General features: G+C 59.1%; 22 protein-coding genes. 13 read left to right on the forward strand and 9 right to left on the reverse strand.

Annotated elements, in window-relative coordinates; translation table 11 throughout:
- On the forward strand, positions 1-1,887 hold the full coding sequence (locus Mal65_RS04130; RefSeq protein ID WP_145293907.1) for an ABC transporter permease: 1,887 nt from the start codon (positions 1-3) through the stop codon (positions 1,885-1,887).
- Positions 1,884-3,734, forward strand: a complete 1,851-nt coding sequence (locus Mal65_RS04135; RefSeq protein WP_145293910.1) for an IRE (iron responsive element) — start codon at positions 1,884-1,886, stop codon at positions 3,732-3,734. The genes Mal65_RS04130 and Mal65_RS04135 overlap by 4 nt, the downstream gene beginning before the upstream one ends.
- Positions 3,735-3,770: 36 nt before the next feature.
- Here Mal65_RS04135 and Mal65_RS04140 read toward each other — a convergent pair whose 3' ends face one another.
- The 3 genes from Mal65_RS04140 to rpsD form a co-directional block, all read right to left on the reverse strand.
- Entirely contained in the window at positions 3,771-5,093 is a 1,323-nt protein-coding gene (locus Mal65_RS04140; protein WP_145293912.1) for an MFS transporter, read from the reverse strand.
- 52 nt (positions 5,094-5,145) lie between these two features.
- Positions 5,146-6,594, reverse strand: a complete 1,449-nt coding sequence (gene lpdA / locus Mal65_RS04145; protein WP_145293915.1) for a dihydrolipoyl dehydrogenase — start codon at positions 6,592-6,594, stop codon at positions 5,146-5,148.
- A 253-nt stretch (positions 6,595-6,847) separates the two neighbouring features.
- The gene (gene rpsD, locus Mal65_RS04150; protein ID WP_145293918.1) at positions 6,848-7,456 is read right to left on the reverse strand and encodes a 30S ribosomal protein S4; all 609 of its coding nucleotides are present in this window, start codon (positions 7,454-7,456) and stop codon (positions 6,848-6,850) included.
- Between the two features lie 185 nt (positions 7,457-7,641).
- On the opposite strand from rpsD, the gene Mal65_RS04155 reads away from it, so the two are divergent.
- Both Mal65_RS04155 and Mal65_RS04160 read left to right on the forward strand, forming a co-directional pair.
- Positions 7,642-7,905 carry a hypothetical protein gene (locus Mal65_RS04155; protein ID WP_145293921.1) on the forward strand — a complete coding sequence of 88 codons (264 nt, stop codon included), beginning with the start codon at positions 7,642-7,644 and terminating at the stop codon, positions 7,903-7,905.
- Between the two features lie 29 nt (positions 7,906-7,934).
- Positions 7,935-8,801, forward strand: a complete 867-nt coding sequence (locus Mal65_RS04160; RefSeq protein WP_145293924.1) for a DUF2141 domain-containing protein — start codon at positions 7,935-7,937, stop codon at positions 8,799-8,801.
- A 22-nt stretch (positions 8,802-8,823) separates the two neighbouring features.
- Here the strand turns inward: Mal65_RS04160 and proB are convergent, their stop codons facing one another.
- On the reverse strand, positions 8,824-10,044 hold the full coding sequence (proB, locus tag Mal65_RS04165; RefSeq protein WP_145293928.1) for a glutamate 5-kinase: 1,221 nt from the start codon (positions 10,042-10,044) through the stop codon (positions 8,824-8,826).
- A 253-nt stretch (positions 10,045-10,297) separates the two neighbouring features.
- On the opposite strand from proB, the gene Mal65_RS04170 reads away from it, so the two are divergent.
- Positions 10,298-11,908: an amidophosphoribosyltransferase gene (locus Mal65_RS04170; protein ID WP_145293932.1), complete on the forward strand. Its 1,611-nt coding sequence runs from the start codon at positions 10,298-10,300 to the stop codon at positions 11,906-11,908.
- A 358-nt stretch (positions 11,909-12,266) separates the two neighbouring features.
- On the opposite strand, the gene rplL is transcribed toward Mal65_RS04170, so the two are convergent.
- The 3 genes from rplL to rplA all read right to left on the reverse strand — a co-directional run bounded on the left by rplL (position 12,267) and on the right by rplA (position 14,010).
- Positions 12,267-12,689 (reverse strand): 50S ribosomal protein L7/L12, encoded by a 423-nt coding sequence (gene rplL, locus Mal65_RS04175; protein ID WP_145293934.1) that lies wholly within the window; start codon positions 12,687-12,689, stop codon positions 12,267-12,269.
- 80 nt (positions 12,690-12,769) lie between these two features.
- Positions 12,770-13,294, reverse strand: a complete 525-nt coding sequence (rplJ, locus tag Mal65_RS04180; protein WP_145293938.1) for a 50S ribosomal protein L10 — start codon at positions 13,292-13,294, stop codon at positions 12,770-12,772.
- Positions 13,295-13,332: 38 nt separating this feature from the next.
- Positions 13,333-14,010 carry a 50S ribosomal protein L1 gene (gene rplA, locus Mal65_RS04185; protein ID WP_145304643.1) on the reverse strand — a complete coding sequence of 226 codons (678 nt, stop codon included), beginning with the start codon at positions 14,008-14,010 and terminating at the stop codon, positions 13,333-13,335.
- Between the two features lie 372 nt (positions 14,011-14,382).
- On the opposite strand from rplA, the gene Mal65_RS04190 reads away from it, so the two are divergent.
- Both Mal65_RS04190 and Mal65_RS04195 read left to right on the forward strand, forming a co-directional pair.
- The gene (locus tag Mal65_RS04190; RefSeq protein ID WP_145293941.1) at positions 14,383-14,775 is read left to right on the forward strand and encodes a 4a-hydroxytetrahydrobiopterin dehydratase; all 393 of its coding nucleotides are present in this window, start codon (positions 14,383-14,385) and stop codon (positions 14,773-14,775) included.
- A complete protein-coding gene (locus Mal65_RS04195) occupies positions 14,772-15,149 on the forward strand; it encodes a hypothetical protein (RefSeq protein ID WP_145293943.1) in 378 nt (125 codons plus the stop codon). The genes Mal65_RS04190 and Mal65_RS04195 overlap by 4 nt, the downstream gene beginning before the upstream one ends.
- 168 nt (positions 15,150-15,317) lie before the next feature.
- Here Mal65_RS04195 and metK read toward each other — a convergent pair whose 3' ends face one another.
- Positions 15,318-16,511, reverse strand: a complete 1,194-nt coding sequence (gene metK / locus Mal65_RS04200) for a methionine adenosyltransferase (RefSeq protein ID WP_145304644.1) — start codon at positions 16,509-16,511, stop codon at positions 15,318-15,320.
- A 332-nt stretch (positions 16,512-16,843) separates the two neighbouring features.
- Here metK and Mal65_RS04205 point away from each other — a divergent pair, with 332 nt between their 5' ends.
- Positions 16,844-17,869: a vWA domain-containing protein gene (locus tag Mal65_RS04205; protein ID WP_165701054.1), complete on the forward strand. Its 1,026-nt coding sequence runs from the start codon at positions 16,844-16,846 to the stop codon at positions 17,867-17,869.
- A gap of 43 nt (positions 17,870-17,912) precedes the next feature.
- Here the strand turns inward: Mal65_RS04205 and Mal65_RS04210 are convergent, their stop codons facing one another.
- Positions 17,913-18,734 carry a carboxylesterase family protein gene (locus Mal65_RS04210; protein WP_145293949.1) on the reverse strand — a complete coding sequence of 274 codons (822 nt, stop codon included), beginning with the start codon at positions 18,732-18,734 and terminating at the stop codon, positions 17,913-17,915.
- Between the two features lie 204 nt (positions 18,735-18,938).
- Between Mal65_RS04210 and Mal65_RS04215 the strand changes: the two genes are divergently transcribed.
- From Mal65_RS04215 to Mal65_RS04235, 5 genes are all read left to right on the forward strand, one after another.
- On the forward strand, positions 18,939-19,130 hold the full coding sequence (locus Mal65_RS04215; protein ID WP_165701055.1) for a hypothetical protein: 192 nt from the start codon (positions 18,939-18,941) through the stop codon (positions 19,128-19,130).
- A complete protein-coding gene (gene miaB, locus Mal65_RS04220) occupies positions 19,127-20,572 on the forward strand; it encodes a tRNA (N6-isopentenyl adenosine(37)-C2)-methylthiotransferase MiaB (RefSeq protein WP_145293955.1) in 1,446 nt (481 codons plus the stop codon). Before Mal65_RS04215 ends, miaB begins: the two co-directional genes overlap by 4 nt.
- 80 nt (positions 20,573-20,652) lie before the next feature.
- Entirely contained in the window at positions 20,653-21,912 is a 1,260-nt protein-coding gene (locus Mal65_RS04225; protein ID WP_145293958.1) for a M16 family metallopeptidase, read from the forward strand.
- 103 nt (positions 21,913-22,015) lie between these two features.
- The gene (locus Mal65_RS04230; RefSeq protein WP_145293961.1) at positions 22,016-23,284 is read left to right on the forward strand and encodes a M16 family metallopeptidase; all 1,269 of its coding nucleotides are present in this window, start codon (positions 22,016-22,018) and stop codon (positions 23,282-23,284) included.
- Between the two features lie 76 nt (positions 23,285-23,360).
- Positions 23,361-25,364 (forward strand): hypothetical protein, encoded by a 2,004-nt coding sequence (locus Mal65_RS04235; RefSeq protein ID WP_145293963.1) that lies wholly within the window; start codon positions 23,361-23,363, stop codon positions 25,362-25,364.
- The last annotated feature ends 9 nt before the right edge of the window (positions 25,365-25,373 follow it).

A 25,373-nucleotide genomic window follows, 5' to 3' on the forward strand; every position in this document is an offset into this window, starting at 1 on the left:
ATGAATCTGCAGCCAGAAGATTTTTGGTCCTTCTATGAATGGCTGATCCGCCCGGACGCATTCTTGGAAAGTGCCTTGTTGCAAGGTGCGGTTCTGATCGTCTTGGCGATCGTTTTGGGGTTGTTGGTCGGATACATCATCAGCGCCGCACGCTATGGACCGTCCGAAGGTTTCTATGCCGTCGCGCGTGGTGTTCGTGATTTGGTGCGGTTCGACTTGCCCGGTACGTCGCCGCGTCGTGTCATCGCGTTGGCACGTTTGGCGTTTAAGGAAGCCATTCGCCGCAAAGTCCTGTTTGTGATCGGGCTGTTCGTCGTCGGTCTGTTGTTGGCCGGCTGGTTCTTGGACCCCAACAGCAGTGATCCCGCCCGGCTGTACATCAGCTTTGTTTTGACCGGTACGAATTACCTGGTCTTGGCTTTGGCGTTGTTCATCAGCGCCTTCAGTTTGCCATCGGATATCGAAAGCCGCCGGATCTACACGATCGTCACCAAGCCCGTTCGGGCGACCGAGATCGTGCTCGGACGGATGTTGGGTTTCATCGGCGTGGGCACGATGATTTTGGTTCCGATGGGGCTGGTCAGTTACGTCTTTGTGAAGCGTGGTTTGCGTCACACCCACTTGGAAGTCGCCGATGTGCGTCAGATCGACGATCAATTCGAAGGCGAAACTGACTTTGTGCGTTCACACAAACACAGCTTCACGTTGGACGCCGATGGTCGTGGTTTGACCGATGTGGTGCGTGGGCACCGTCACGTGGTGACTCGGGACGAAGATGGCCAGTTCGTGATCGGGCCGCCGACCGGTGATCTGCGGGCTCGCATTCCCCATTACGGCGAAGTCGTCTTCTTTGACCGTCGCGGTGAAGAAAAGGAAATCGGTCTGAACGTCGGCGACGAATCGTTGCCCGGTGGCTACGGCAGCAGCGGCATCAGTCGTGTGATCGGCATGTCACAAGGCCCCAAGAAGCTGGAGCATGGCTACATCGAAGGCGGAACATTGTGCGCCGCCGTTTTCACGTTTGATGATGTCACACCGGAACGTTTCCCCGACGGTATCCCACTGGACCTGACCATCCGCGCCTTTCGGACACACAAAGGGGATATCGAATCAACCCTGCGGGCGTCGTTGTCGCTGAAGCACCCCACGAAAGAGATCGAAACCAATCCGATCGTCTTCGAGGTCAACGAGTATGAAGTCGACGAGCGTCTGATGCCGTTGACGATGGAAGGTAGCGACGGCGATGAAACCCGGGAACTGAGCCTTTTCGACGACCTCGTGGACGACGAAGGCCGTATCAAGGTTGTCATTCGTTGTGTCGACCGCGGCCAGTATCTGGGCGTGACCAAGAGCAGTGTCTATCTGCGTCCCGGCGAAAGTTCGTTCGAATGGAACTTGGCCAAAGCTTACATCTCGATCTGGTTGCAGATGACGATGGTCATCGCGTTCGGTGTGATGTTCAGCACGTTCCTCAGCGGACCGGTCGCCATGATCGCCACCGCCGTTTGTGTTCTGTTGGGCTTTTCGGCCGAACAGATTTATGACACGCGGCATTACATCGATTCGGGAGTCAACCGCGGTGGCGGTCCGATCGAAGCGATGGTCCGGATGCTGCGACAGGATTCGGTGACGACAGAACTGGACGTCGATGTTTTGGCCAACAAGGTGATCAAAGCCGCGGACGCGGCGATCGTCTATTCGCTGGATGCGATCGCAACGGCGCTGCCCAACCTGCCCAAAATGGTCAGCACGGCGGAATACGCGGCATCGGGCTTCGACATTTTCAATGCATTGCTGGCGCGGCACGCCGCGGCGACTTTTGGTTACTGCCTGCTAGCGTTTCTTGTCAGTTACTTCTTTTTGAAATCGCGTGAGATCGCGGCATGAATTTGAAATCGGCATTCGGACGCAAAATTTTGTATCTGGGCGTCTTGGTCGTCATGTTGGTGCCGCTGTTCCTGTTGGGACAGCCGGCGACCGGCAAAGGTGACCGAGCCGGCCAACTGGCGGAAATGCGCGAGCGGTTCAACATCGCCGAAAGCGATCTTGGTGAAATCAGTCCTGCCAGTGAAACGATGAAGCTGGCTTCGCTGGGGATGCGTGGCGTTGCATCGACGTTGCTTTGGAATAAGGCGCATGACTTCAGTGTTCGCCATGAATGGGACCGCCTGAAAGCGACGCTGAACAACATCGCGCTTCTGCAGCCTCACTTTGACCGCGTTTGGGAATTCCAAGCCTGGAACCTGGCCTACAACGTTTCCAGCGAATTCGACGATTACCGCCAGCGTTACAACATGGTTGGTGAGGGCACCGATTATCTGACCCGCGGCGTCAAGCAGAATCGTCATGCATCGCGATTGGTCTGGTACACCGGATGGTTTTACGGCCAGAAGCTGGGCATGAGCGACGAGCGGAAGCAATTCCGTGAATTGTTCGCCGACGACGAAGTCTGGCACGAAGAACTGCTGGGCGAAGGCATTGCGGTGGATAGCCCCGAAGCCCGCGGGCCGATGGGCAAACCGGACAACTGGTTGGTCGGTCGGCTGTGGTTGAATCGTGGCTATGACCTGGTGGATTCCGGCGTCAAGATTCGTCGCCAAACGCCGATCAACTTCTACGAAACCGGTCCCAAGTGGCGGTTCAAGCACGCCGAGGCTATCGAGAAAGAGGGCGTGCTGGATGAACGAGCCCAGAACGCGTGGGAACTTGCATCGGAGGACTGGGGTGTCTTGGGCAACCGCAGCATTCCGGTCACCGCGCCGTTCACGATCAAGCTCGATCGCATCGACGAACTGAAGCGTCAACGCGACGAAAAAGATGAACAGTTCATCGAATTGGTCGGCGACACCACACAGACGGTTCGCGATGAACTGATAGCGAAACTTTCGGAAACCGAACGTGAGTTGTTGAATCGACCGCTGAGCGAGATGAACGGCGACGAATTCAATCTCCGTCGCGGGGCCGAGTTCAAGACCAAGCCGGCGCGGGCCGATGTCGCACGACGTACCGATCCGGATGTCCGATTGCGGGCCATTCGCTTGGCCGGCGAAATTGACGATCTGGAAGCCCGAATCAATAAGACCGAAGGCTATCGGAAGCAGATCAATTACCAGTACTGGAAAACACTGGCCATCGCCGAGCAGGAAGAACGAACCGTGCGTGCACGGCGGTTGGTTTACGAAGCGGAAAAAGCCAACGCGGACGCCGAACTGGACAAAGCGATCGAACTGTACGAAGAATCGTTCGCAATTTGGGCCGATATCTTCGACGACTATCCGATTCTGATCATCGACGACACCGCCGAAGATCTGCGTGATTCGATTCGTCGCTATGCCATCGCGATTGACAGCCAGGAATTCGACGAGGATTTCCCGCTGAAGACCTTCGTCGAAATGATGGACGAAGACGGCTACATGGATCCGGACTTGTATGAAAAAGTCCGTGAGACTCAGGCGTCCAAGTTGGAAGAACGCCAAAAGGAAAAGGAAGCCGAAGAGAAGCGGTTGGCTGAGGAAGCCGCCAAATTGGAAGCCGCCGAGAAGGCCAAGCAGCAGGAAGAAGCCGAATCCGAAGAGACCGATTCTGGATCAGAAAGCGATTCGTCCGGTTCCGAAGAGATGAACCAGGACGAAGCGTCTGAGGCGCCAGAGTCGGAAGCCGCTGAATCGGACGAACCAGAATCGTCTGAAAACGAAACGGAAGAAACCGACGCCGCGGACGAATCGTCGAACTGATTTCTGGGGCTTCGGCAACTCGCGTCGTGCAACGGCTTAGGCGGATGTTTGGTCCAGTGGATTCGCGGCGTCTGAAACGTCACGGCGTTGCCAAAGCGATGCGGCGACGCCCATAACCGACATGACGGCAATCCCGGCAAACACCATTCGGTGGCCTGTGATCCCCGGATGTCGGTCGATGACCCATCCGGTCACGGGACCAAAAAAGATGTCCGGCAGGAATCCGACCAGCGACACCAGGCCTGCCGCAGTGCCGACCAAGGTCGGTGGAATCTTTAAATCATCAAAGACGGCAAAGTAAACGCCGCGCAGACCATAGATCGCGGCCGCGGTGCAGGCCAGCAAGGTCAACAAGACTGGGGTGGCCGACAGGGTGAGCGCGGCCGGTCCGTTTGTCGGTCGATGATCGATGGCCAGCCAACCGTTGCCCACCGCGACTACGGCGAACAGCACCGCAAGCCATCCCATGCGTCCGGCGCGATCCGCCACCAGTCCGGCCGACAACGCGGCGATCGGTCTGGCCCAAAATGCCAGCGTTGTGACCCACGCGGCGCGCGACGAAGATGCGCCGTAAGCGTCGACCACGTAGATGCCATAGTTATCGATGCTCTTGTAGCCGCAGTAGGCGCACAGCACGATCCAGCCTTGCAGCCAGACGGATCGCCGGCGCAGGACCCGACCGATCGCCTGGACGTTGATGCTTTGGCCGGGGGCGTCGGCGTCCTGTCCAAGGTTCGCCGTGTCCGACGCATCGTTTGCTGGCCGTTTCAGGCCGAGCCAAATCATTGCACCGGAGGCGGCGACCGACAGGATTGCCAACAGCAGGATTGCTTGAAACGCGTCTGCTTCGCCACCGTCATCGACTAGGCTAGCGAAAACGAAACTAAACAGACTGGCAAGCAGTGCTGCAAATAGGCCGCGTCCGGCGTCCAGGATTCCGAACGCCCTGCCCTGGGTTTGTGTGCGTGCCAGGTCATGAGTGGCCCGAATCATCGGAGCCCAAAACAGCAAGATGGTGGTGACGCCAAATGCGGCATACGTCCAAAGCAAACGCGTGGCGCTGGGCTGTCCCCACAACGCCAACCCGCATGCCGCGGTTGATAGCAGTGCCAACGTCATCATGACGCGAGGGCCGAATCGATCGGCCAGCGGACCGCCGGCAAAATAGGCCACCGCGGCGACGATCCCATAAGCGGAAAACGCCAAGCCCAGATCGGTATTGGAGATACCCCACTGGGCCAGCATCACCGGCCGAAAAAGACGAGGCAGCACGAACGGCAGCACAAAGATGGCTTCGCCGGCGATCACCAGGGACCACAGACGCCACAGGGGCGAACCGGCGATTGATCTGAAAGACAAACCGTCGCTGCTTGATCGTGACTGGGAACGACTGTGTCGATCGGCTGGCCGATCAGCCAGCCGATGCGGACGAAGGACGCCGTTTCGGCTTATAGATTTCCGTCGCGGTTCCGAAGTGGATCTCACCGGCGTTCATCAACGTTTCCGACAGTGTCGGGTGGGGGTGAATCGCATCGGTGATGTCGTGGACTTCGCAACCCATTTCGATTGCCAGCACGGCTTCGGCGATCAGTTCGCCGGCACCACTGCCGACGATGCCGCAACCGATCACGCGGTGCGTTTCCGGGTCAATGATCCACTTGGTCAAACCGTCGGTGGTCCCCAGGGCCTGAGCGCGTCCACTGGCCGCCCATGGATAAACTTCCACATCCACCTTTCGGCCCTGGGCCTTGGCTTCTTCGACGGTGATACCCGCCCAGGCAATTTCCGGATCAGTGAAGACCACCGCGGGGATCGCGAACTTGTCAAACGCGACGTTCTTGCCGGCCAAGACTTCCGCGGCGACACGGCCTTCATGGGTCGCCTTGTGAGCCAGCATCGGATCACCGGCGACATCGCCGATGGCCAGGATCGACGGGTCGGCCGTTCGTTGCGAACGATCGCAGACGACAAAACCGCGTTCATTGACTTCGACCTTGGTGTTTTCCAGGCCCAGGCCTTGGGTGACCGGTCGACGACCGATGCTGACCAAGACGCGGTCAAAACGCTCGTTGCCGAAATGCTGTGGGCCTTCGAACGTGACTTCGATTTTGTCATCGACTTCGGCCATCGATCCGACTTTGGTGTGCAGCAGCACGCGGCCCTCGCACATCGAGTTGATCTGTTTGACCAGCGGTTTGACTAAGTCTTGGTCGGCACCGGCCAACAGGCGTTCGGCCAATTCGACGACGGTGACTTTGCTGCCCAGGTGGGCGTAAACGGTGGCCATTTCCAGACCGATGTAGCCGCCGCCGACGATCAACATTGTTTCCGGAACGTCTTTCAGTTCCAACGCACCGGTGCTGTCCATCACGCGGTCGCTGCCGATGTTGAACGCGCCGGGCATGGCCGGCACGCTGCCGGTGGCCAGGATGCAGTGGTCAAATGTCAGTTGGCCGCCTTCGGGGATCGATTCGTCGTCCCCTTCCAGTTTCATCGTGTTGGAATCGATGAACGATCCACGAGCGCGGATGACCGTCACGTTGCGTCGCTTGGCCAGACCACCCAAGCCGGACGTCAGCGTGTCGATCACTTTGTCTTTACGTCCACGCACGACGTCGATGTCGATTTTCGGTTTTTCGTCATAGACGACCCCCCAATCTTCTCGCAATTCATCGACTTCTTTGATGACTTTGGCGACGTGCAGCAGAGCTTTACTGGGGATACAGCCACGCAGCAGGCAGGTGCCACCCAGGCGTGGTTCGGCTTCGACGATGGTGACGTCCAAACCTTCGTCGGCTGCCAAAAACGCGGCCGCGTATCCGCCGGGGCCACCACCGAGAACGACAACAGGAGCGTGCATGAGTTTGTTTGTGTTTCAGCGAAGTAAAAAATCAGGGAAGCGATCAAAACGGTCGGCCGACCGAGTTCGCATGGATGTGTGTGTCACCGGTGGCGAACCGAGGTGCCGAAACCGGGATTTCCGAGAAAGGCCGGACGGCAAAATTCAGCCAACAAAAAAGGTACCTTCGAATCCGGCCCGCTGGGACCACCACCCGAAGATACCTTGGCGTTTGTTTTCTGTCCCTATTCGGGAATCGCGAACGAATCCGAAACTAGCGAGACAGGAATTCGACCACGCTGTTCGCGTCCACCGGCAGGCTGATGTCGCTTGCGCCGGGCAGACCCAAAATGGTCGCGGTCAGGTTTTCGCTATCGAAGGTCACCCAGTCCAACGCGTCGGGAGACGCATTGGCGATGACGCCACGATACAGGTTCTTCAAGTTTTCACGGTTGCGGACTTCGACGATGTCACCGGGGCGAAGCATGTAACCGGGCTTGGTGACTTTGACACCGTTGACACGGAAATGGCCGTGGGTGATGCCTTGGCGTGCTTGCGGGCGAGTCTTGGTGAATCCGACGCGTCGAACCACGTTGTCCAACCGACGTTCGCACATCAACAACAACAGTTCGCCCGTGTTGCCGACCTTGCGGCTGACATTTTCGAAATAGCGTCGCAGCTGACGTTCGCCCAAGCCGTAATAGTGCTTGATCTTTTGCTTTTCCATCAATGCCGCACCGTAGTTGCTGGGGCGGCGACCGCGGACGTGCATCCCCGGCGGCGAATCACGGCGGTCCAACGCACGAGCGGCGCCGGCGGTTTCGTAAATCAGGGTGCCCAGGCGTCGGTTCACGCGGGCTTTGGGTCCGGTATAGCGTGCCATGTGTTCGGAAACTCTCTTTTTGGCATCCTGAGATGCCACGGGTGGAACAGCCAGGGTGTGGGGACGATGCCCGTCACACCACGCGATCCGCGTTTCGTTGACTTCGGTCTTCCGTCACATGGTCCCATCGGATTGACGATCGGACGCGCCGCGGGGCCCAAGGGTGGGCCGACCAGTCGGCAAAAATGAAGCGGAATGAAAAAGCGTTCGCGCTGCGATGTTGGGAAATGGTGCAAGCGGCAGCGGTCGCCGGGCGTCGCCAGGGGCTGCAGCTCGCAACCGGAAAGTGTGGCAATTCGTCCGCGTTTTGGCAAGGCCAAGCGTCCCCCGTCCACAGGATTGCCCGTGATGTGCCGGGGTCAGACAGCCCGGCAGAAATTCGCGGCGGGATCGCCCTGTCGGTGGTGATGTTCTTTCTGGGGGGATCGTGGCCGAACATGACCGGCTAGGGTTGCCGATCCCGTAACCCTTTATCAACATGAAGGCACGAATTTTCACCTCAGGACCGGTTACAGGTGGTATGACCCAGCATCAAGACACAAACGATGCGAAAGTTTCAGTCGAGACGGCTGATTCGTCCTCCACGACCAGCCCTTGGAATGGCGGCTGGGACAGTGGAGCGGCGGGATTTGCCGCGGAGCCGGCGGCTTCGCTGTGGCAGGAAAACAACGGCAATTTCCTGGTGATGTTCGCTGTCGGTATCTTCTTTCTTGGATCCGGAGTGCTGGCCTGTCGCCAATTGCGTTTCGTCCCCCCCCGTTTTCCCGACGGACGAGCGATCCAGCCACCGGAGGATTCACTGATCCCGATTCCTGAAACCGGCGCCGAATCGGTCGATGACTTGGGCACCACCGGCGACGAAGCCGATGTGGACTCCGATGGGCTTGTCGGGGCGATTCAGCCGGTGATCCAAACGTCGCTCCAGAGACCAATGCCCGCCGCAGTGTCCAAGGCGAAGTCGACCAAGGTGTCATCGGGGGCTTCGTCCTACCGCATCATTGCTCGCGGAGCGGCGGCCGATCGCGGCAACATGATGCTGGCCGTTTACGATTCACCCGATGGTTTTAATGATCCTGCATCCGCGATTTATCGCGACAAAGTGCAGGTTCGCGATGGCGGGGCGACGTTTCAGTTGCCAGCGGCCAAGCTACCCCGCCGCTTCGCCGTGGCCGTTTACCATGACGAAAACGCCGACAGCCGTTTGAACCGAAACCTGTGGGGCATTCCGACCGAACGCTATGGGTTTTCCAATGACGCCCGTTCGCTGACGGGGCCTCCGTCGTTTGACCAAGCGGTCGTGCAGAAGTCAGATCATTCCGATCGGTTGGTGATAGCGGTTCGCTGAGCGGTCGCTTGATTGCGTCGCGTCAGTCTTCGACGACATCGACGACCAGGTTGTCGCGATGGATCACGCATTCGTAGGGACGGTGGCCCAACAGATCGCCGATCTGGTCGCTGTTGTGTCCTTTGATCTTGGTGATCTCGCTGCTGCGGTAATTGCTAAGCCCACGTCCGACCGTTCGACCGTCGGGGCCCACGACTCGCACGACGCTGCCGCGTGGGAAATTGCCTTTGACCCCGGTGATGCCGATCGCCAACAGGCTGCTGCCGCGTTCGGACAGGGCGCGGGCGGCTCCTGCATCGATGCTGATTTCGCCGATCACGCTGGCTGCCACGCCGATCCAGCGACGCCGGCCGCGAATCGTTTTCTCCTTGGGCATGAACAGTGTGCCCACCGGATTGCCCGCCATGATCTGATCCAACACGTCGTCTTGGCGACCGGGGCCGATGATGGTCGGGTGGCCGTGGGAAACGGCGATCTGCGCGGCTTTCAGTTTGGAACGCATGCCGCCTTTGCTGACGGTGTTGGTGTTGTCCGATGCCAGGCCCAATACATCGTCGTCCAGGCGACGAATCAAACCGATCGGATGGCTGTCGGGTTCATCGGGGTGACCGTCATACAGCCCTTCGATGTCCGACAGGATGATCAGCAGCGCGGATTCCAACAGGCCCGCGACGTGGGCGGCCAAGCGATCGTTGTCGCCAAAAGTCGTTCGCAGTTCGGCAACAGCGACCGAATCGTTTTCATTGACAATCGCGATCGCCCCAAGATCGTGAATGCCAAGCAGCGCATTGCGTACGTGCAGGTAACCGCTGCGGCGACGTAGATCGTTCCGGGTCAACAGCACCTGTGCCGCATGGCGTCCGTGGGTGGCGAACGACTGTTCGTAAGCACGGATCAAATCGGTCTGGCCAATCGCAGCGACGGCCTGCAAAGGACCCAGAGACTTGGGGCGGCCGGGAAGCTTCAGCTTGGCGACACCGGCGCCGACGGCCCCACTGCTGACCATGATCGTGTGACGACCCGAATCGGCGATGCGGCACAGTTGGGACGAAAGCCGCTGGACCCGCTGGATGTCCAACGTACCGTCGGGACGGGTCAGCACGCGGGTGCCGACTTTGACGACAACCGCTTCGGCGTTTTCGACGACCGCTTGTCGCAAAAGTTGTTCGGTCCCCGGGATTTCGCGGACGGCAAAATCGGGCGTATCAGCGTTCGATGACGGGTCTTGGCTAGGCTTGTCCATGGATGCCACCATTTTCCACGCGATCGCGTTGTCGGCTAGGGCGCTGCCGAAGCGGTGGCAGTGCGTGATTGCCGGTCGATCGGCATTCCGGCGGGTGGTGCCAGGTCGCCGTTTTTCGTTTCTTGCGGAGGGTCGATCGACCGTTAAGATTGATTGAGTACCGGGCCGGTCTGGTGCCGGGCGAAGAATGTCCGAGAATGACCACCGGCAACGGCGAATTCTTGGCCCCCATTACGGCAACCCCCCGATCTTCATGGCCGAACTGAATCACGAGTGCGGTGTCGCGGCGATATACCATCTGTCCGGCCGTGGTCGCAGCCCGATGTGCACCGAGCACGGCCCGCGACAAATCTCCCGCGTGCTGCCCCGAATGTTGCTGGACATTCAAAACCGGGGGCAACTGGCCGCCGGAATGGCCACCTATGATCCGGACCGACCTTCGCTGTTGCAGATCCGCAAAGATGTGGGGACGGTGACCGAGGTGTTTCGGCTGAATCATCGGGAAAAGACCGAAGCGTTGATGAAGCAGCTGGCCGGTCGGGCCGCGATCGGTCACACGCGATACGCGACGTGTGGGCAAGATGATCGCGAGTACGCCCAGCCGTTTGAGCGCGTCCACATCCACAAGCGAAAGTGGTTCTCGTTCTGTTTCAACGGTCAACTGTCCAACTACGGCCTGTTGAAGGAACGTTTGCTGGCCAACGGCGATCACCATCTGCGGTTGGACACCGACACCGAAATCATCATGCATGAATTCGGCCGGATCCTATCCCGCAGTACCGGTCCGGTTGACTGGGTCAGTGTTCTGCGCGAGGCCTGCGGCGGGTTCGACGGTGCGTACAGTTTGGCAATCCTGACCGCCGAAGGCGAAATGATCGTCGCCCGCGATCCGCTGGGCATCAAGCCGATGTGCTACGTGCACGAAGGTCCATTGGTGGCCGCGGCCAGCGAAAGCGTCGCTCTATTGAATTTGGGATTTGAAAACGACCAGATCAAATCGCTGCCGCCCGGACACGCCATCCTGGTCGATCCGGAACAAGGCGTGCGAATCGAATCGTTCATGCCATCGGAAAAGACCGCGCACTGTTTCTTTGAATGGATCTATTTCGCCAACGTTGCCAGCACCCTGGATGACCGCAGCGTCTATCTGAGCCGGACCAGCTTGGGCAAAGAACTGGCGATGGCCGAGCGGGAATTCAATAAGGTCGATCTGAATCCCGAAGACACGATCATTGTTCCGGTTCCCGACACCAGCAAAGCCGCCGCCGATTCGATGGCTTTCGAGTTGTCGATCCCGTCCCGCGAAGGTTTGATCCGAAACCGCTATGCCGGTCGCACGTTTATCGAAGGCGGCAATCGCAAAGCCAAGGCGGCCACCAAATACACTCCGCTGCGTGAAGTCCTGCAGGACAAACGTGTGATCCTGGTGGAAGATTCGATCGTCCGCAGCACGACCATGAACGTCTTGTTGGATCGTATCCGTGACGTCGGTGGGGCTCGTGAAATTCACGTCCGTGTCGCCTGTCCGCCGATCATCGCACCGTGCTTTTACGGCATCGATATGTCGACGGTCGATCAGCTGATCGCGCCGAAATATTTCGAAGCGGGTGAAGATCTCAGCGATGAAGCGCAGCAGCGTTTGGCCGACGATCTGGGGGCGGACACCTTGCGATATTTGCCCGTCGAAGCGATCAGTCGCGCGATCGGTATGCGAAGCGATCAGTTGTGCCGTGCTTGTGTGACCGGCCAGTATCCGACGTCGTGTGGCCAGCATCTGTATCAGATTGCGTTGGACAATCGCGGGGCTTCGGTCGATCAGCAGCGGACCTACGAGCAGTTGGCCGCAGCGATCGAAGCAGGGTGATTCGTTTCCGTCACGCGTGCTTTTTGCCTTTCCCCCGCGGCGTGGCTTTGTGCGTTACCGCGAGTGTTCCTGGTGCCTGCTGGTCGCTCAGCAGGCCGGTTTTTGCGGCTTGTGTTATTTCGGGTCGCGCTGGTGCGGCACGGCAGCGGTCGTTTGCCGCTTGAATGACAGTGATTCGGCGGCCCTTCATCACCTGATGGCGCAATGAAAAAGACCCCGACCGGTGTTGGGAAACAACGGTCGGGGCCTTCGTTGGTTTTGGCTGCGGATCGGATGATCCGGTAACTGCCAGGCTTGTCGCCCGGGCGACATTCGGCGCGAATGCGCGTGGGCGTTTTGGGAAGCAGCGTCGGGACGCTTACTTCAGCTCGACGGTACCGCCGGCTTCTTCGACTTCGGTCTTGACCTTCTCGGCGTCTTCCTTGGAAACGCCTTCCTTCAAGGTGGCGGGAACGCCTTCGACCATCTTCTTGGCTTCCATCAGCGAAGCGCCGGTGATGTTCTTGACGACCTTGACGACGTTCAGCTTCTTGTCGCCGAAGCTGGTCAGGACGACGTCGAACTCGGTCTTCTCGGCTTCGGCTGCGCCGCCGCCATCACCACCGGCTCCGCCACCGGCCATGACGACCGCGCCGCCACCGGCGGCCGGCTCGATGCCGTGAACGTCCTTCAGGTAATCGCTCAGCTCTTTGGCTTGCTTCAGGGTCATTTCGGCGATCTTGTCGCCCATTTCTTTGGTTTCGGCGCTGTATTCGGCGACCGCGGTTGCTTCTTCAGACATCTTCGGACCTCAAAAAACGATAGTGGGTTGCAGGAAGGAAAGGAAAAAAGGCGACGACGGTGCGTCACCGCGGCCGGGGACTACTCGTCGCCCTCGCCCTTTTGCTTGATTTGGCTGTTCAGCGTCTTTCCGGGGCCAAGCAGTGCACCGTTGAGGGTTGCACCCGGTCCCAGGATTTGACCGACCAGCATGGAGATTTGTTCTTCACGGCTGGGCCACTTGCTGACGGCTTTCAGTCCGTCGGCATCCAGGCGTTCGCCGTCCATCACACCGCCGTCGGCGCTGAATTCGGCGAACTTGTCTTCGTCTTTGTCCAGCCGGACGACTTCCTTGACCAACGAGACGAAGTCAGACGCTCCCCAGCACACGGCGACTTGACCGCCGGCACCTTCGAAGGCCGGAGCCAACGAAGATCCTTCGGTCGCACGTCGTGCCAGCGAATTCTTGACGACCATCAGGTTGATTTCCTTCGCGGCCAGTTCGCTGCGAAGTTCATTCGTCTTGTTGACGTCCATCCCGACGTAGCTGACTACGACGGCATCGGCGACGCCTTCCAAGCGGTTCTTGATATCTCGAGTGACGAGATCTTTGACGTATTTGCTCATAGGATTCTCAGGCCACCTTTTCTGGGGCCGCCTTTCGGTTACAAGGCGACTTTCACGCTGGGACTCATCGTGCCGCAGATCGCAATGCCCTTGACGTAGGTGCCTTTGACGGACTGTGGCTTCATACCGGTGACAAAATCAATAAACGCCGAAACGTTGTCGGCGATCTTCGGAGCTTCGAAGCTCAGCTTGCCCACCATCGCGTGGACGTTGCCGCCTTTGTCGTTTCGAAATTCGACCTTACCGGCTTTGTATTCCGAGACGACTTTGCCGACGTCCGGGGTGACCGTGCCGGCACGGGGGCTGGGCATCAAGCCACGCGGACCCAAGACGCGACCGAGCGGGCCGACCAGGCCCATCATGTCGGGGGCGGCGATGCAGACGTCGAAGTCGGTCCAGCCGTCTTTGATTTTTTTCGCCAAATCGTCCTGGCCGACTTCATCGGCACCGGCTTCTTCGGCGGCTTTGGCCGCGTCGCCCTTGGCGAACACGACGACACGCTGCGTCTTGCCGATCCCGTGCGGCAACACCAGGCTGCCACGGATGATCTGGTCGGCTTGGTTGGGGTCGATGCCCAGACGCATGTGGATTTCGACCGTTTGGTCGAACTTGGTCGAATCGTACTTCTTCAGCACTTCGACCGCTTCGCCCAGCGGCAACGGGCTGGACGGCTGCTTTTCGAGCGCAGCGCGATAACGCTTGGATTTTTTACCCATAGGGTCACGACTCATCGGTTGTGTCGGGTGGTTTGGCGAAGCTCACCTGTCCCGTCGGATCGACGTCACCGTCTGTGGGGCGATGCCGAGTTTTACGGTCATCACGTGGACGGGACGCCACCGTCGGCGGCAAGATTCTCCCACTTCACCGTCACCCACTTTCGTACACGTATCCGCACCAGATTTTGCCGTTCCGGTTGGACATCGCGTCGGCCAAGATGGCGACGGGTCGGGCGGACGCCCGAAGGACCAAGGATCGTGTCGAAAGATTCACGTGACGTCAACGCCAGTTGAAGGATTTGTGTAAGAATTTGGCCCGCCACGGTGTTCGGATTGCTTGCCCCAACGGCTGGCGGCTGAAAAGATGACGCTATGCCCGATGATGATCGCCCCAAACCGACCCCGGAATCTGTCCTGCAGAAGCACTGTCAGCCGTGTGAAGGCGGTATGCCCACGCTGACCGGCGACGAATTAGACGCTTTGATGCCGATAATTCCCCGCTGGTCGGTGTCGAACGACGGCGGTTGGATTCGCCGCAGATTCAATTTCCGCAATTTCGTCGAAGCCGTGGGCTTGATGAACGAAATTGCCGCCTTGGCCGAACGGGAACAGCATCACCCCGATTTGCATCTGACGGGCTATCGGCACCTGACGGTCGAGTTGACCACCCACGCGATCGGCGGCCTGAGCGAAAACGACGTCATCTTGGCAGCGAAGATCGACCAGCTGGCGGATTCGCCCGGCCAGGGTTCAAGCGACCGATGAAGGATTTACCACCGATCCCGCGGGCTCGGGCTTTGGCGCTGCTGATGGAATGCGAGGGGGATTACCTGTGGAGCCCCCAAATGTGCCGTGAAAAACGGGTCCCCGAATCGTGGATCGACGCACTGCTGGACGTCCATGAGTCTGGATTTGTCCACGACGGTCAGACGATTTACGTCGACGCGCCGCCGGGGGATACATCAGCCGGTCCGGGCCGACAACGCATCACCAACCAGTACGCCGGGGTGTCGGACGTCAAGTTGGCCATCGCCATCGCTCGGCAATTCGGCTTGGACGTGGAACGCTATCAGGCGACGTCAATGACCCGTCGGCGTGTCGTTCACCAGATCCAGCAAGCGATCGAAGAAGGTGAATGAGCCGCGGGGCCTGCACGTGAGCGTGCCGGTGCGGTTGCCCTGTCAGAAGTCGCGATTGCCTTAGAAGCAACCGTGGGTTGCCGGCCTTGGCGTGCGGCATGCCGCACGCCAAGAAGCAAGGTCTACTTCCCCCGTTCATGTCGCGATCGACATCATGGGGCGGTCAGATCAGGCTGATGCGACGGCGGCACCCATCGACTTGGCGGCTTCGGCCAAGGCGTCGGCTTTGTCCGTCTTTTCCCAGCTGAATTCGCCGTTGGGGCCGGGCTCGCGACCGAAGTGACCGTGCGCCGCGGTGGCGCTCATGACCGGTCGCGTCAGCCCCAGTTCTTTGATCAGACCACGCGGCGTCAGGCTGAAGTGATCACGGACCAACTGGACCAGCGACGATTCGTCGATCTTGCCGGTGCCGAATGTGTTGACGTTCACGCTGACCGGTTCGGCCACGCCGATCGCATAGGCCAATTGGACTTCGACTTCGTCGGCCAAGCCGGCGGCGACCAAGTTTTTGGCGACGTAGCGGGCCATGTAGGCGGCACTGCGGTCGACCTTCGACGGGTCCTTGCCGCTGAACGCACCGCCGCCGTGACGGCCGCGGCCGCCGTAGGTGTCGACGATGATTTTACGGCCGGTCAGGCCGGTGTCGCCGTGCGGCCCACCGATGACAAACTTTCCGGTCGGGTTGATGTGATAGGTGATGTCGCCCTTGACGTATTCGGGCGGCAAAACCGGCTTGATCGCCTTTTCGATGATCTGTTGCTTGGCTTCTTCGGTGATCGAATGGCCGTCGGGCGTCAGGATCGATTCGTCGTGCTGGGTGCTGACGACGACGGTGTGCACGCGGATCGGCTTGTTGTCGGCACCGTATTCCACGGTGACCTGGCTCTTGCTGTCCGGTCGCAACCAGGGCAATTCGCCCGATTCACGCAACTGGGCCAAGCGTTCGACGATCCGGTGGCTCAGGTGGATCGGCAACGGCATCAGCACGTCGGTTTCGTTACAGGCGTAACCAAACATCAGGCCTTGGTCGCCGGCGCCTTGTTCGCCTTCGACGTCGCTGGCCTTGTCGACACCTTGGGCGATGTCGGCCGATTGTTCGTGGATCGCGTTGAAGACCCCGCAGGCGTCGTAGCTGAAGCCGACGTCACTGTGGATGTAGCCGATCTTCTTGATGGTGTCGCGAACGACTTTTTGGACGTCGACGTAATGCGACGTGCGGACTTCACCGGCAACGACGACTTGGCCGGTGGTCACCAGGGTTTCCACCGCAACGCGGGCGTCGCCCGGATTGGGGTCGTTCGCCAGAATGTCGTCGACGATGGCATCGGAAATTTGGTCAGACACCTTGTCAGGGTGGCCCATGCTGACCGATTCGCTGGTGAACAGATAAGTGTTCGATTCGTTAGTCAAAACGTGTCTCCGAGGTTGGGGACGCGCACAGTCGTTGGGGCTCCGTTGGCAATGGAAGCAGGGAAACCGGAACGCGTCGGGTCAGAAATGATTCGGCGGGCAGACGTCGCGGACTCACGGGCCAGTTCCGACACGTCGCTACATTAACCCGTCGCCTTAAAATTGAGAAGAACTCAGCCGCGGTGGTGGGCCAGATTCACGTTCGGCCAATAACGTTTACAACAATTGTGTGGGCACCCGCCACTTCTCGTGCCTTTCCCCCTGGTCGCACCCCGCTATCGCTCGTGCCGTTGAACCTGTCCAAGCCGAAAGCCGCACCGACCGCCCCGCCGGCGGCGGCCGGGATCGATGTTGCCCAGCCACAGCACGGCGTGACCCCGGCACTGGCCGCTTCGCTGGCCCTGCACTTTTTTTTGATGGTGGCGATCGGATTCGCTTTGGTGCGGCGCAGCAAGGGCACCGGGGGCCCGCCGGATCGGGAAATCGGCATCGCGGTGGTCCAGCGGATGCCCGATCGCGATCGGTACACCGATGCCGCGGAACTGCAAACCGAACCGACGCCCGATGCCAGTACCGACGCGTCGTCCAGCAGCTCCGCCGCCCCACCCGCCGATTTTGCCCCGCCCATCGATATGGCGGGCGTGCTGAAACAGTTGACCGAAGACGCGCGGCCCGTCACGGGAACCGGATTGGCCGGTGAAAGCAACGTGGACGGCGACGACTTGGCCGGCGACAACGGCCAGGGGCGGCCCCAAAACCTGACCAAGAAAAAGGCGTCCCTGTTTGGCGTCAGCGGTTTCGGGTCACGTTTTGTCTATGTGATGGATCGCAGCGACAGCATGAATGGTCACGGCGGTCGGCCGCTGAAAGCCGCCAAGTCGGAACTGCTGCGAAGTCTGGGGACGCTGTCAGAATTGCAGCAGTTTCAAATCGTTTTTTACAACGACAAACCCACCGCCTTTCAATCCGGCGGTTCCGTCCAATTGATCCAAGGCCAGTCCAACTTGGTCGATGCGGCCAAGAACTACGTTCGGTCCATGCGTGCATTCGGAGGCACCGAGCACGGCGTGGCACTAAAAATGGCCCTGCGGATGCGTCCTGACGTGATCTTTTTTCTGACCGACGCCCGGATCCCGCGGTTGTCGTCTTCCCAGTTGCGTGAAATTCGCCAGCGGGCGGTCGAAAGCGGGACCACGATTCACGCCATCGAATTCGGCACCGAACCGTCGCGACCGACCGACAGCTTTCTGATCGACTTGGCCGGCCAGAACGGGGGCCAGTACCAATACGTCGATGTGCGAAAGCTGTAAAACGGCATGGCCGACCGGAAAACGGCATGACCGAGTGGCGACGTTATTGGCGGTCGCTTAGCCGATGGCGGCTGATCCAGTCGTACAGTTCCGGGGTCGCATAGGTGGCCGACCAACAGTTGTGGCCGATGTGTTCCATCGTGGTGAAGCGGATCTTTTCACCGCCCGCCTGGCGGATCGCGTCGACCATATCAACACTTTTTTCAAACGGCACGGCTTTGTCCTGGTCGCCGTGAAACGCCCAGACGGGAACATCCACCAAAGCGGACGCCTTTTCCGGTTCGCCGCCGCCACAGACGGGAACGACCGCGGCAAAGCGATCGGGATGGCCACAGGCCAGCGTCCAAGATCCATACCCGCCCATGCTGAGTCCGGTCAGATAAATCCGGTCGGTGTCGACGTCATGCTGCTGGATGATGTGATCCAGCAATTCGACCAGACGTTGTTGTTGCGTCGGGCTTCGCCATTGATCTTCGCGCGGGCACTGCGGGCTGACCAGCAGGTACGGCATCGCATCGCCGCGTGCGGCCTTCATCGGCGGACCCCATTTCGCGACCAGCGACAGCGGGCCGTTGCTTTCCCCGCGCCCGTGCAAGAACAGCATCATCGGCATCTTGTCGCCTTTGAAGTCGTCGGGGATCGACAGCAGATACTGGATTTCGCCGCCGTCGCTTGTTTTCAACGACGCTTGTTGCTGGTCACCGATGGCGTGTTGGGGCTGTTCGGATTTTTCGGTGGCCCGCCGCCCGGCGTCTTGGGCGGACGCCGCCGGTGCGAACAGGACTGCCAACATTCCCGTCACGACGATGGATCCAAGAATGCTGCGGCGAAGACGTGGCTGGTTGCAGTCGAAGATGTGGTGCACGATGGTTGGGCTCCGGGCGGCGGTGGGACGCCAAGTCGGGCCGGCACGTTTGGGCGAACACGCGGGGCGACTCGGCGGTTCAATTTTTCGCAGTGTATCGCAGTCGACACGGCCGCGTTGGGTTCGCCAGCACCGGGGGGCCGGCCGAACGGATTCCCCGAAAGCCCTACCGAAAATCGACCGTCCGTGGGTATCCTGGCGTCCATGTTCGCGCAAGAATCCTCGTCGGCCTTCAACACCAGCGTCGTGCTGTGGGCGGTCGGCGTCGCGATCGCCGTCGGGCTGTTGGCGGCTTCGGCCAACCGGCGACAAACATCCTTGGTTGAAATTCTTCGCGACTTCGTCAAACGCAACCTGCCCGACGACGACCAAACCACCGACGAAACCAAAGAATGACCAAACGCGTTTTCATCCATACCGTGGGCTGCCAGATGAATGTGCTGGACAGCGAAATGGTGATCGCCGATCTGAAACGCCACGGCTACACCGTGGTGGATTCGGCCAAGGAAGCCGATTGCGTTCTGTACAACACATGCAGCGTGCGGGAACACGCCGAAGAAAAAATCTACAGTGCCCTGGGGAAACTGAAGAACGTCAAAGACCACCAGCCCGACAAGACGATCGGCGTGATGGGGTGCATGGCGCAAAAGGACCAGCAAACGATCTTCCGTCGCGCCCCGCATGTCGACTTGGTCGTCGGCCCCGGCCAATTGCACACGATTCCCGAAATGCTGCAGCGCATCGAATCGGGCCAAGGACGTCAGATGGCGGTTTCGCTGGCACGCAAAGATGGCAAGCAGTCGATCGTCGCACGCAGCCACGAAACGTTCGACCCGTTGCGTGATCCCGGCATGCGGCCGACGCCTTTCCAGGCCTATCTGCGGATTCAAATCGGTTGCGACAAGTTCTGTACGTACTGTGTGGTGCCCAACACCCGCGGACCCGAACAGGGACGACCGCCCGAACAGATCTTGGCGGAAGCAAAGGTCTTGGCCGATCAGGGATGCCGTGAAATCACACTGCTGGGGCAAACGGTCAACAGTTACAAGTATCGCGACGGCGACGATACGTCCGATCTGGCCGACCTGCTGATCGATCTGCACGAGATTGATGGGATCGAACGTTTAAAGTTCGTGACGAACTATCCCAAGGACATGACCGAACGCTTGTTGCGGACCGTCGCCGATTTGCCCAAGTGTTCGCCGTACCTGCATGTTCCCGCGCAAAGCGGCAGCGACGAAGTGCTGCGGCGAATGAAACGCGGTTACACCGTCGGTGATTACTTGGAAATGATGGAACGTATCGAACGGTTCCTGCCCGAAGCCGCGGTCAGCAGCGACTTTATCGTCGGCTTCTGTGGCGAAACCGAGGAAGATTTTCAAAAGTCGGTCGATCTGATTCGTCGCTGTCGATTCAAAAACAGCTTTATCTTCCAGTACAGCGTCCGCAGCGGAACCAAGGCGGCCCAGCGCTTCGAGGACGACATTCCGCGGGACGTCAAAGTACGTCGCAACAATGAATTGTTGGCCGTCCAGGATGAAATCGCGAAGGAAGACAACTTGAAGTTTGTCGGTCGTGAAGTCGAGGTCCTGGTCGAAGGCCCCAGCAAGAAAGCGTTGCGGGAAATGAACAACGACGCACAGGCCGACGATGGCGATGAAGACAACGCATCGGCATTGATCCAAATGACGGGACGGACCATTTGCGACCGGATCGTCGTCTTCGATGGCAACCGTCGCCAAGCCGGGCAACTGATGGACATCGTCGTGGACGACGCCAGTTGTCATACCCTGATCGGTCGTGTCAAAACTGTCGATGTGGTCAGCATCGGTGTCTGATCCTCTACTGGACGGTTGGTGATTCTCCGGTGCAATGGCTTGTCGGTTGGTCGGTTCTTTTCTTGTGAATCTATTTCAATATGTCTGATGCGATAACTGTCGATGAATGCGTGATCCACACCTTGGCCAATGGCATGACCGTGCTGGTCCAGCCGATGCCGTGGTTACGCACCGCCGCGTTTTCGTTGTCAATGGCGGCGGGAACCGAATCGGAACCGGACGATCGGCCGGGCTTGGCGTCGATCGTTTGCGAAATGGTCCAGCGCGGTGCCGGTTCCCACAGCAGCCGTGACTTGGTGGCGATTCAAGACGCACTGGGGATCGATCGATCCAGCGGAGTTTCGAATCGGTTGACCAGTTTCAACGCAGCGATGCCGGCCGATTCGTTGCACAAAGCAATGGAACTGTACGCCGACGTCGCCCGGCGACCGCACTTGCCCGCCGACCAGTTGGATGACGCTCGGATGATGGCAATGCAGGAATTGCGTGCCATCGAAGACGAACCCGCGTCGAAAGTCATGCGCCGCGTGCGTCAGTTGCAATACGGAGAACGGCTGGGTCGCAGCGCCGGCGGCACCATCGACGGACTCGGTCAAATCGCCCAAGACGACGTCCGCGATTACTTCACCGGTCACTATCACGCCGGTCAGTCGATCTTGGCAGTTGCCGGCAAAGTGGATGCATCCCGGGTGATCGACTGGGCCGAGCAACTTTTTGGGGATTGGAAGACCGGAACCGCCAAGCCGCCGATGACGCCCGATGGGCATCCAGCCCGCGAACACATCGCCGCCGACAGCAACCAGACGCATTTGGGGTTTTCTTTCGATTCGCTTCCCTATGGTCACGACGACTACTTTGCGATGCGTGCCGGAATCGGGATTCTGGGTGACGGAATGAGCAGTCGGTTGTTCGACCGTGTCCGCGAACAGCGTGGGCTGTGTTACACGGTTTCGCTCAGCTGCAACTCTTTGAAACAGACCGCGGGCGTTTTCGGGTACGCGGGAACGACACCACCACGTGCACAAGAAACCTTGGACGTGACGCTGCGGGAAATCCGGAACCTGACCGATGATTTGCAACAGGCGGAACTGGATCGCTGGAAAGTCCGAATCCAAAGCAACCTGATCATGGAACAGGAATCCAGTTCATCGCGGGCGTCATCCTTGGTCAGCGATTGGTACCAACTGGGGCGGTTGATGTCGTTGCGGCAATTGGAATCCGAAATCGAATCGCTAACGCTGGACCAGATCCGGCAGTATTACCAAGACCATCCGCCGGGACGTTTTCGCATCGTTGTTCTCGGGCCCGACGATCTGCAAGTCGAAGCGGACGACGCCTGATCGTTGTGGCGGTGATGGTTCGGAACTCGTGCAAACGTCCGAGCCATCACGAATCACCCTGATGATCGCGTCTTGACCGATAGCGTTACCAAAGACAAATCGAATGCCAGAATTCAAACAAGCCGAATTGCCGAACGGGTTGCGGATCGTTGCCGAAGTCGACCGACGTGGGTACAGCGCGGCGATGGGCTACTTTGTCCGCGCCGGTGCCAGAGACGAAGTCGATCGCGAAGCGGGGCTCAGCCACTTCCTGGAACACATGATGTTCAAAGGAACCGACAAACGATCGGCCGCCGACGTCAATCGCGAACTGGACGAATTGGGGGGCAACAGCAACGCCTACACGACGGAAGAACAAACGGTTTACTACGCCGCGGTGTTGCCCAAGTTTCAAGATCGCTTGGTCGAATTGTTGACCGACATGCTTTCGCCCGCCCTGCGGGACGAAGACTTTGACACCGAACGCCAAGTCATCTTGGAAGAAATCGCCAAGTACGAAGATCAGCCGCCCTTTGGTGCGTTTGAACGCGCGATGGAAAACCACTTCACTCCCCGCGGACTTGGCCGTCGCGTGTTGGGTACCCCGCAATCGATCGCCGCGATGACGTCGGCCGACATGCGTGCGTATTTCCATCGAATGTATCGGCCCGAGAACATTGTCTTGGCAGCCTCCGGGAACGTCGATTTTGATTCACTGGTCGATGACGTCGCGACGTTGACCGCGTCGTGGTCGCAACGTCCGGAATGCCCGACGCCCAAGGCCGATCCGGCCGACACCGTTCCCGATGGTGTGTCGGACGAATCACGCTTGCCCATTCATGACGCGTCGCAGGCCTACTTGGTCAAGATGATGCCGGGGCCGTCGATGCGAGACGCCGACCGGTACGCGGCACGAATGTTGTTGTCGGTGCTGGCTGATGACGGCGGCAGCCGACTGTTTTGGGAATTGATCGACACCGGCCGCGCGGAAGTCGCCGCGATGTGGCCTCAGGAATTCATCGACGACGGGGCGATTTTCAGCTATCTGGTTTGCCCCCCCTCGGAATTGGATTCTTGCGAACAATTGATGGACGATTTGCTGGGGCGACTTGTCCAGCGGCCGGAACAGTTCGCGGTGACCGACGATGAACTGAAGCAAGCGATCGGCAAAGCATCTGCGGCTTGTATCATGGCCAGCGAACGCCCCGGAAACCGTTTGTTCGGAATCGGCAGTCGCTGGTTGACGTGTGGCGAATACGTCAGCACCGATCAATTGCTGGATTTGTATCGGGGGGTGGATTTGGCCGCCGTCATGAACGCCGCTGAAAAATACCTACAGCCCACCAGCGTGACTCGGGTATTGGCTGCTGCCGACACCGAACCCGTCGGATAAGCTGAACGACATCGCGTCGGGGCGGCATTGCCGTCGTCCAAGACGCACCATGCACGTGTCTGTTGCAGGATTCCGAATGTCGACGCCGGATTCATCATCATCGCTGCCGTCGGTGCCCGATCTGTTGCGGATGGGGGATCGAATTGCTGTATTGCCCGTCATTCACGGCAGCGGTCAATTCGCGTTGACCGTTCGTCGCTGGTTGCTGGAAGAAGAATACGACTGTGTGGCGTTGCCGTTGCCCCCGTCGTTTCGCGACCAAGTCGAATCCGCCGTCTTGGATTTGCCCAGCCCGTCGATCGTGATTCAGCCACATGGGGATTACGGCGATCCGTCGGGCGAAGCGTCGTCATGGTCAGAATCCGCCTGGGAGGACGACGACGATGATGAAGACGATTTCGATATGGTCCAACCGGTCAGCTATGTGCCGATCGACCCGTGCCAGCCGGTGATCATGGCGATTCGCGCCGCAATGGGCGAACACATCGCGCGGGCTTACGTCGACTTGGAAACGGATCCGTTTTGGCCGTATTCATCGGTGATGCCTGATCCGTACGCCGTCCGACACGTGTCCCCGGAACGATTCGCCGCGGCTTTGCTGCCCTTTATCACGCGACCGCCGGATGAACAAACGCGAAACCGAATCGTTCACATGGCGCATCGCTTGCGTCAATTGGAACAGCGGTGCGAAAAGATTTTGTTCGTCACCAGTGTGCTGCACTGGCCGTGGGTCCGCGAAGCCTATCACTTGATGGATGACGACGCCGAAGCCGATGACCGTTCGGCGACCCAAATGGTGTTGCCCGAACATGACGATGTTCAACCGCCGGTTCGCTACGCGGTTGATCCCAGGACGCTGACATTTTTGTTCGGTGAACTGCCCTTCATCACCGGTTTATACGAACGTGCCCGCAGCGAACTGGAAGACGACGAAGACTTGCAGATCGACGGCGTCAAAGAACTGTTGATCGCCGCCCGATCTTCCTATCGCAGCGAACTGGGCAACCGGGCGCGAAACGTGACGCCGTTGTTGTTGTCCAAGTGTCTGCAGTACATCCGAAACTTGTCGTTGATTCATCGACGGATGACACCGGACCTGGTCACGATCGTCACCGCGGCACAGCAGATCTTGGGTGACCAGTTCGCGGTGCACGTTGCCGAAAATGCCAACGATTACCCCTACGTCGATCCGTTCGACGGCGAATCGGCCACGTCGATGGGGTTGCCGGTTGCGACGCTGGGCATTGACCAGGCACGATTGGCCGATGGTGAAACGGTGTCGATGGTCAACCGATTGCCGGGACCGCCCATGACATGGCGAACGCTTCAGTTGCAACGACGTCCACGCACCAACGACAAACAACGCTGGGCTTATCAGTGGAACCCGTACAGCCAATGCAGCTATCCGCCGGAAGATTTGCGGATCGAAAACTTCCGGACACGAGTGTTTGAACGGGCCAAAGCCATCATGGGCAATGATTTGGCACGGACCGAAAAGTTCACCACCAGTGTCAAGGACGGCATCGATATCCGCGACACGTTGCGGCATTGGTACGAAAAAGAAATCTATGTCAAAGTCATTCCGCCCAGCCGCGGAACGTTGGACGCATGTGTCATGTTGTTTGACAGTCCGGCCGATCCACGTGACTATCCATGGCGGACGACTTGGTTTGCCGAACACGAAACGGAATCAACGTTGGCACTGTTTGCCACCGATTTTCGGCGCGAAATGGTCGGCCCCGGGATCGGATTGTCCGTCTATGGCGGTGCCCTGTTCTTGTATCCGCCGATCATCATTCCCGACGTCTGGCTGGATCCAAGGTTGGATTTCACCGAGACGTTGGAAGAACGCTTGTTGGCGGCCGCATGTTTACACAGCAACAGCGGTCAAATCGTTTTGTTATCCGCGTTGCCGCCCGGTGCGGGATTCCGACGACTGGCACGCAGATTCAAGAAACATTTGGTGCACGTTCCGCTGGGATCATTCAGCGATGAACAGGTCAAACAACTGCGGATGGTTCACGTTTTGAACGGCAGTGAAGTTCGCAGCTACGCCGAAGAATTCATTCGCAAGATTTGATGGCCGACG

The sequence above is a fragment of the Crateriforma conspicua genome (assembly GCF_007752935.1).
In the GTDB taxonomy this organism is placed as follows: domain Bacteria; phylum Planctomycetota; class Planctomycetia; order Pirellulales; family Pirellulaceae; genus Crateriforma; species Crateriforma conspicua.

Bases quoted from the DNA above. Each gene is read 5' to 3' on its own strand.
- proB (WP_145293928.1), bottom strand. From the start codon at position 10,044: ATGGACAAGCCTAGCCAAGACCCGTCATCGAACGCTGATACGCCCGAT.
- lpdA (WP_145293915.1), bottom strand. From the start codon at position 6,594: ATGCACGCTCCTGTTGTCGTTCTCGGTGGTGGCCCCGGCGGATACGCG.
- Mal65_RS04190 (WP_145293941.1), top strand. From the start codon at position 14,383: ATGCCCGATGATGATCGCCCCAAACCGACCCCGGAATCTGTCCTGCAG.
- Mal65_RS04225 (WP_145293958.1), top strand. From the start codon at position 20,653: ATGTCTGATGCGATAACTGTCGATGAATGCGTGATCCACACCTTGGCC.
- Mal65_RS04230 (WP_145293961.1), top strand. From the start codon at position 22,016: ATGCCAGAATTCAAACAAGCCGAATTGCCGAACGGGTTGCGGATCGTT.
- rplJ (WP_145293938.1), bottom strand. From the start codon at position 13,294: ATGAGCAAATACGTCAAAGATCTCGTCACTCGAGATATCAAGAACCGC.
- Mal65_RS04135 (WP_145293910.1), top strand. From the start codon at position 1,884: ATGAATTTGAAATCGGCATTCGGACGCAAAATTTTGTATCTGGGCGTC.
- rplA (WP_145304643.1), bottom strand. From the start codon at position 14,010: ATGGGTAAAAAATCCAAGCGTTATCGCGCTGCGCTCGAAAAGCAGCCG.
- Mal65_RS04215 (WP_165701055.1), top strand. From the start codon at position 18,939: ATGTTCGCGCAAGAATCCTCGTCGGCCTTCAACACCAGCGTCGTGCTG.
- miaB (WP_145293955.1), top strand. From the start codon at position 19,127: ATGACCAAACGCGTTTTCATCCATACCGTGGGCTGCCAGATGAATGTG.
- metK (WP_145304644.1), bottom strand. From the start codon at position 16,511: ATGGGCCACCCTGACAAGGTGTCTGACCAAATTTCCGATGCCATCGTC.
- Mal65_RS04155 (WP_145293921.1), top strand. From the start codon at position 7,642: ATGAAGCGGAATGAAAAAGCGTTCGCGCTGCGATGTTGGGAAATGGTG.
- rpsD (WP_145293918.1), bottom strand. From the start codon at position 7,456: ATGGCACGCTATACCGGACCCAAAGCCCGCGTGAACCGACGCCTGGGC.
- Mal65_RS04235 (WP_145293963.1), top strand. From the start codon at position 23,361: ATGTCGACGCCGGATTCATCATCATCGCTGCCGTCGGTGCCCGATCTG.
- Mal65_RS04130 (WP_145293907.1), top strand. From the start codon at position 1: ATGAATCTGCAGCCAGAAGATTTTTGGTCCTTCTATGAATGGCTGATC.
- Mal65_RS04170 (WP_145293932.1), top strand. From the start codon at position 10,298: ATGGCCGAACTGAATCACGAGTGCGGTGTCGCGGCGATATACCATCTG.
- Mal65_RS04195 (WP_145293943.1), top strand. From the start codon at position 14,772: ATGAAGGATTTACCACCGATCCCGCGGGCTCGGGCTTTGGCGCTGCTG.
- rplL (WP_145293934.1), bottom strand. From the start codon at position 12,689: ATGTCTGAAGAAGCAACCGCGGTCGCCGAATACAGCGCCGAAACCAAA.
- Mal65_RS04160 (WP_145293924.1), top strand. From the start codon at position 7,935: ATGAAGGCACGAATTTTCACCTCAGGACCGGTTACAGGTGGTATGACC.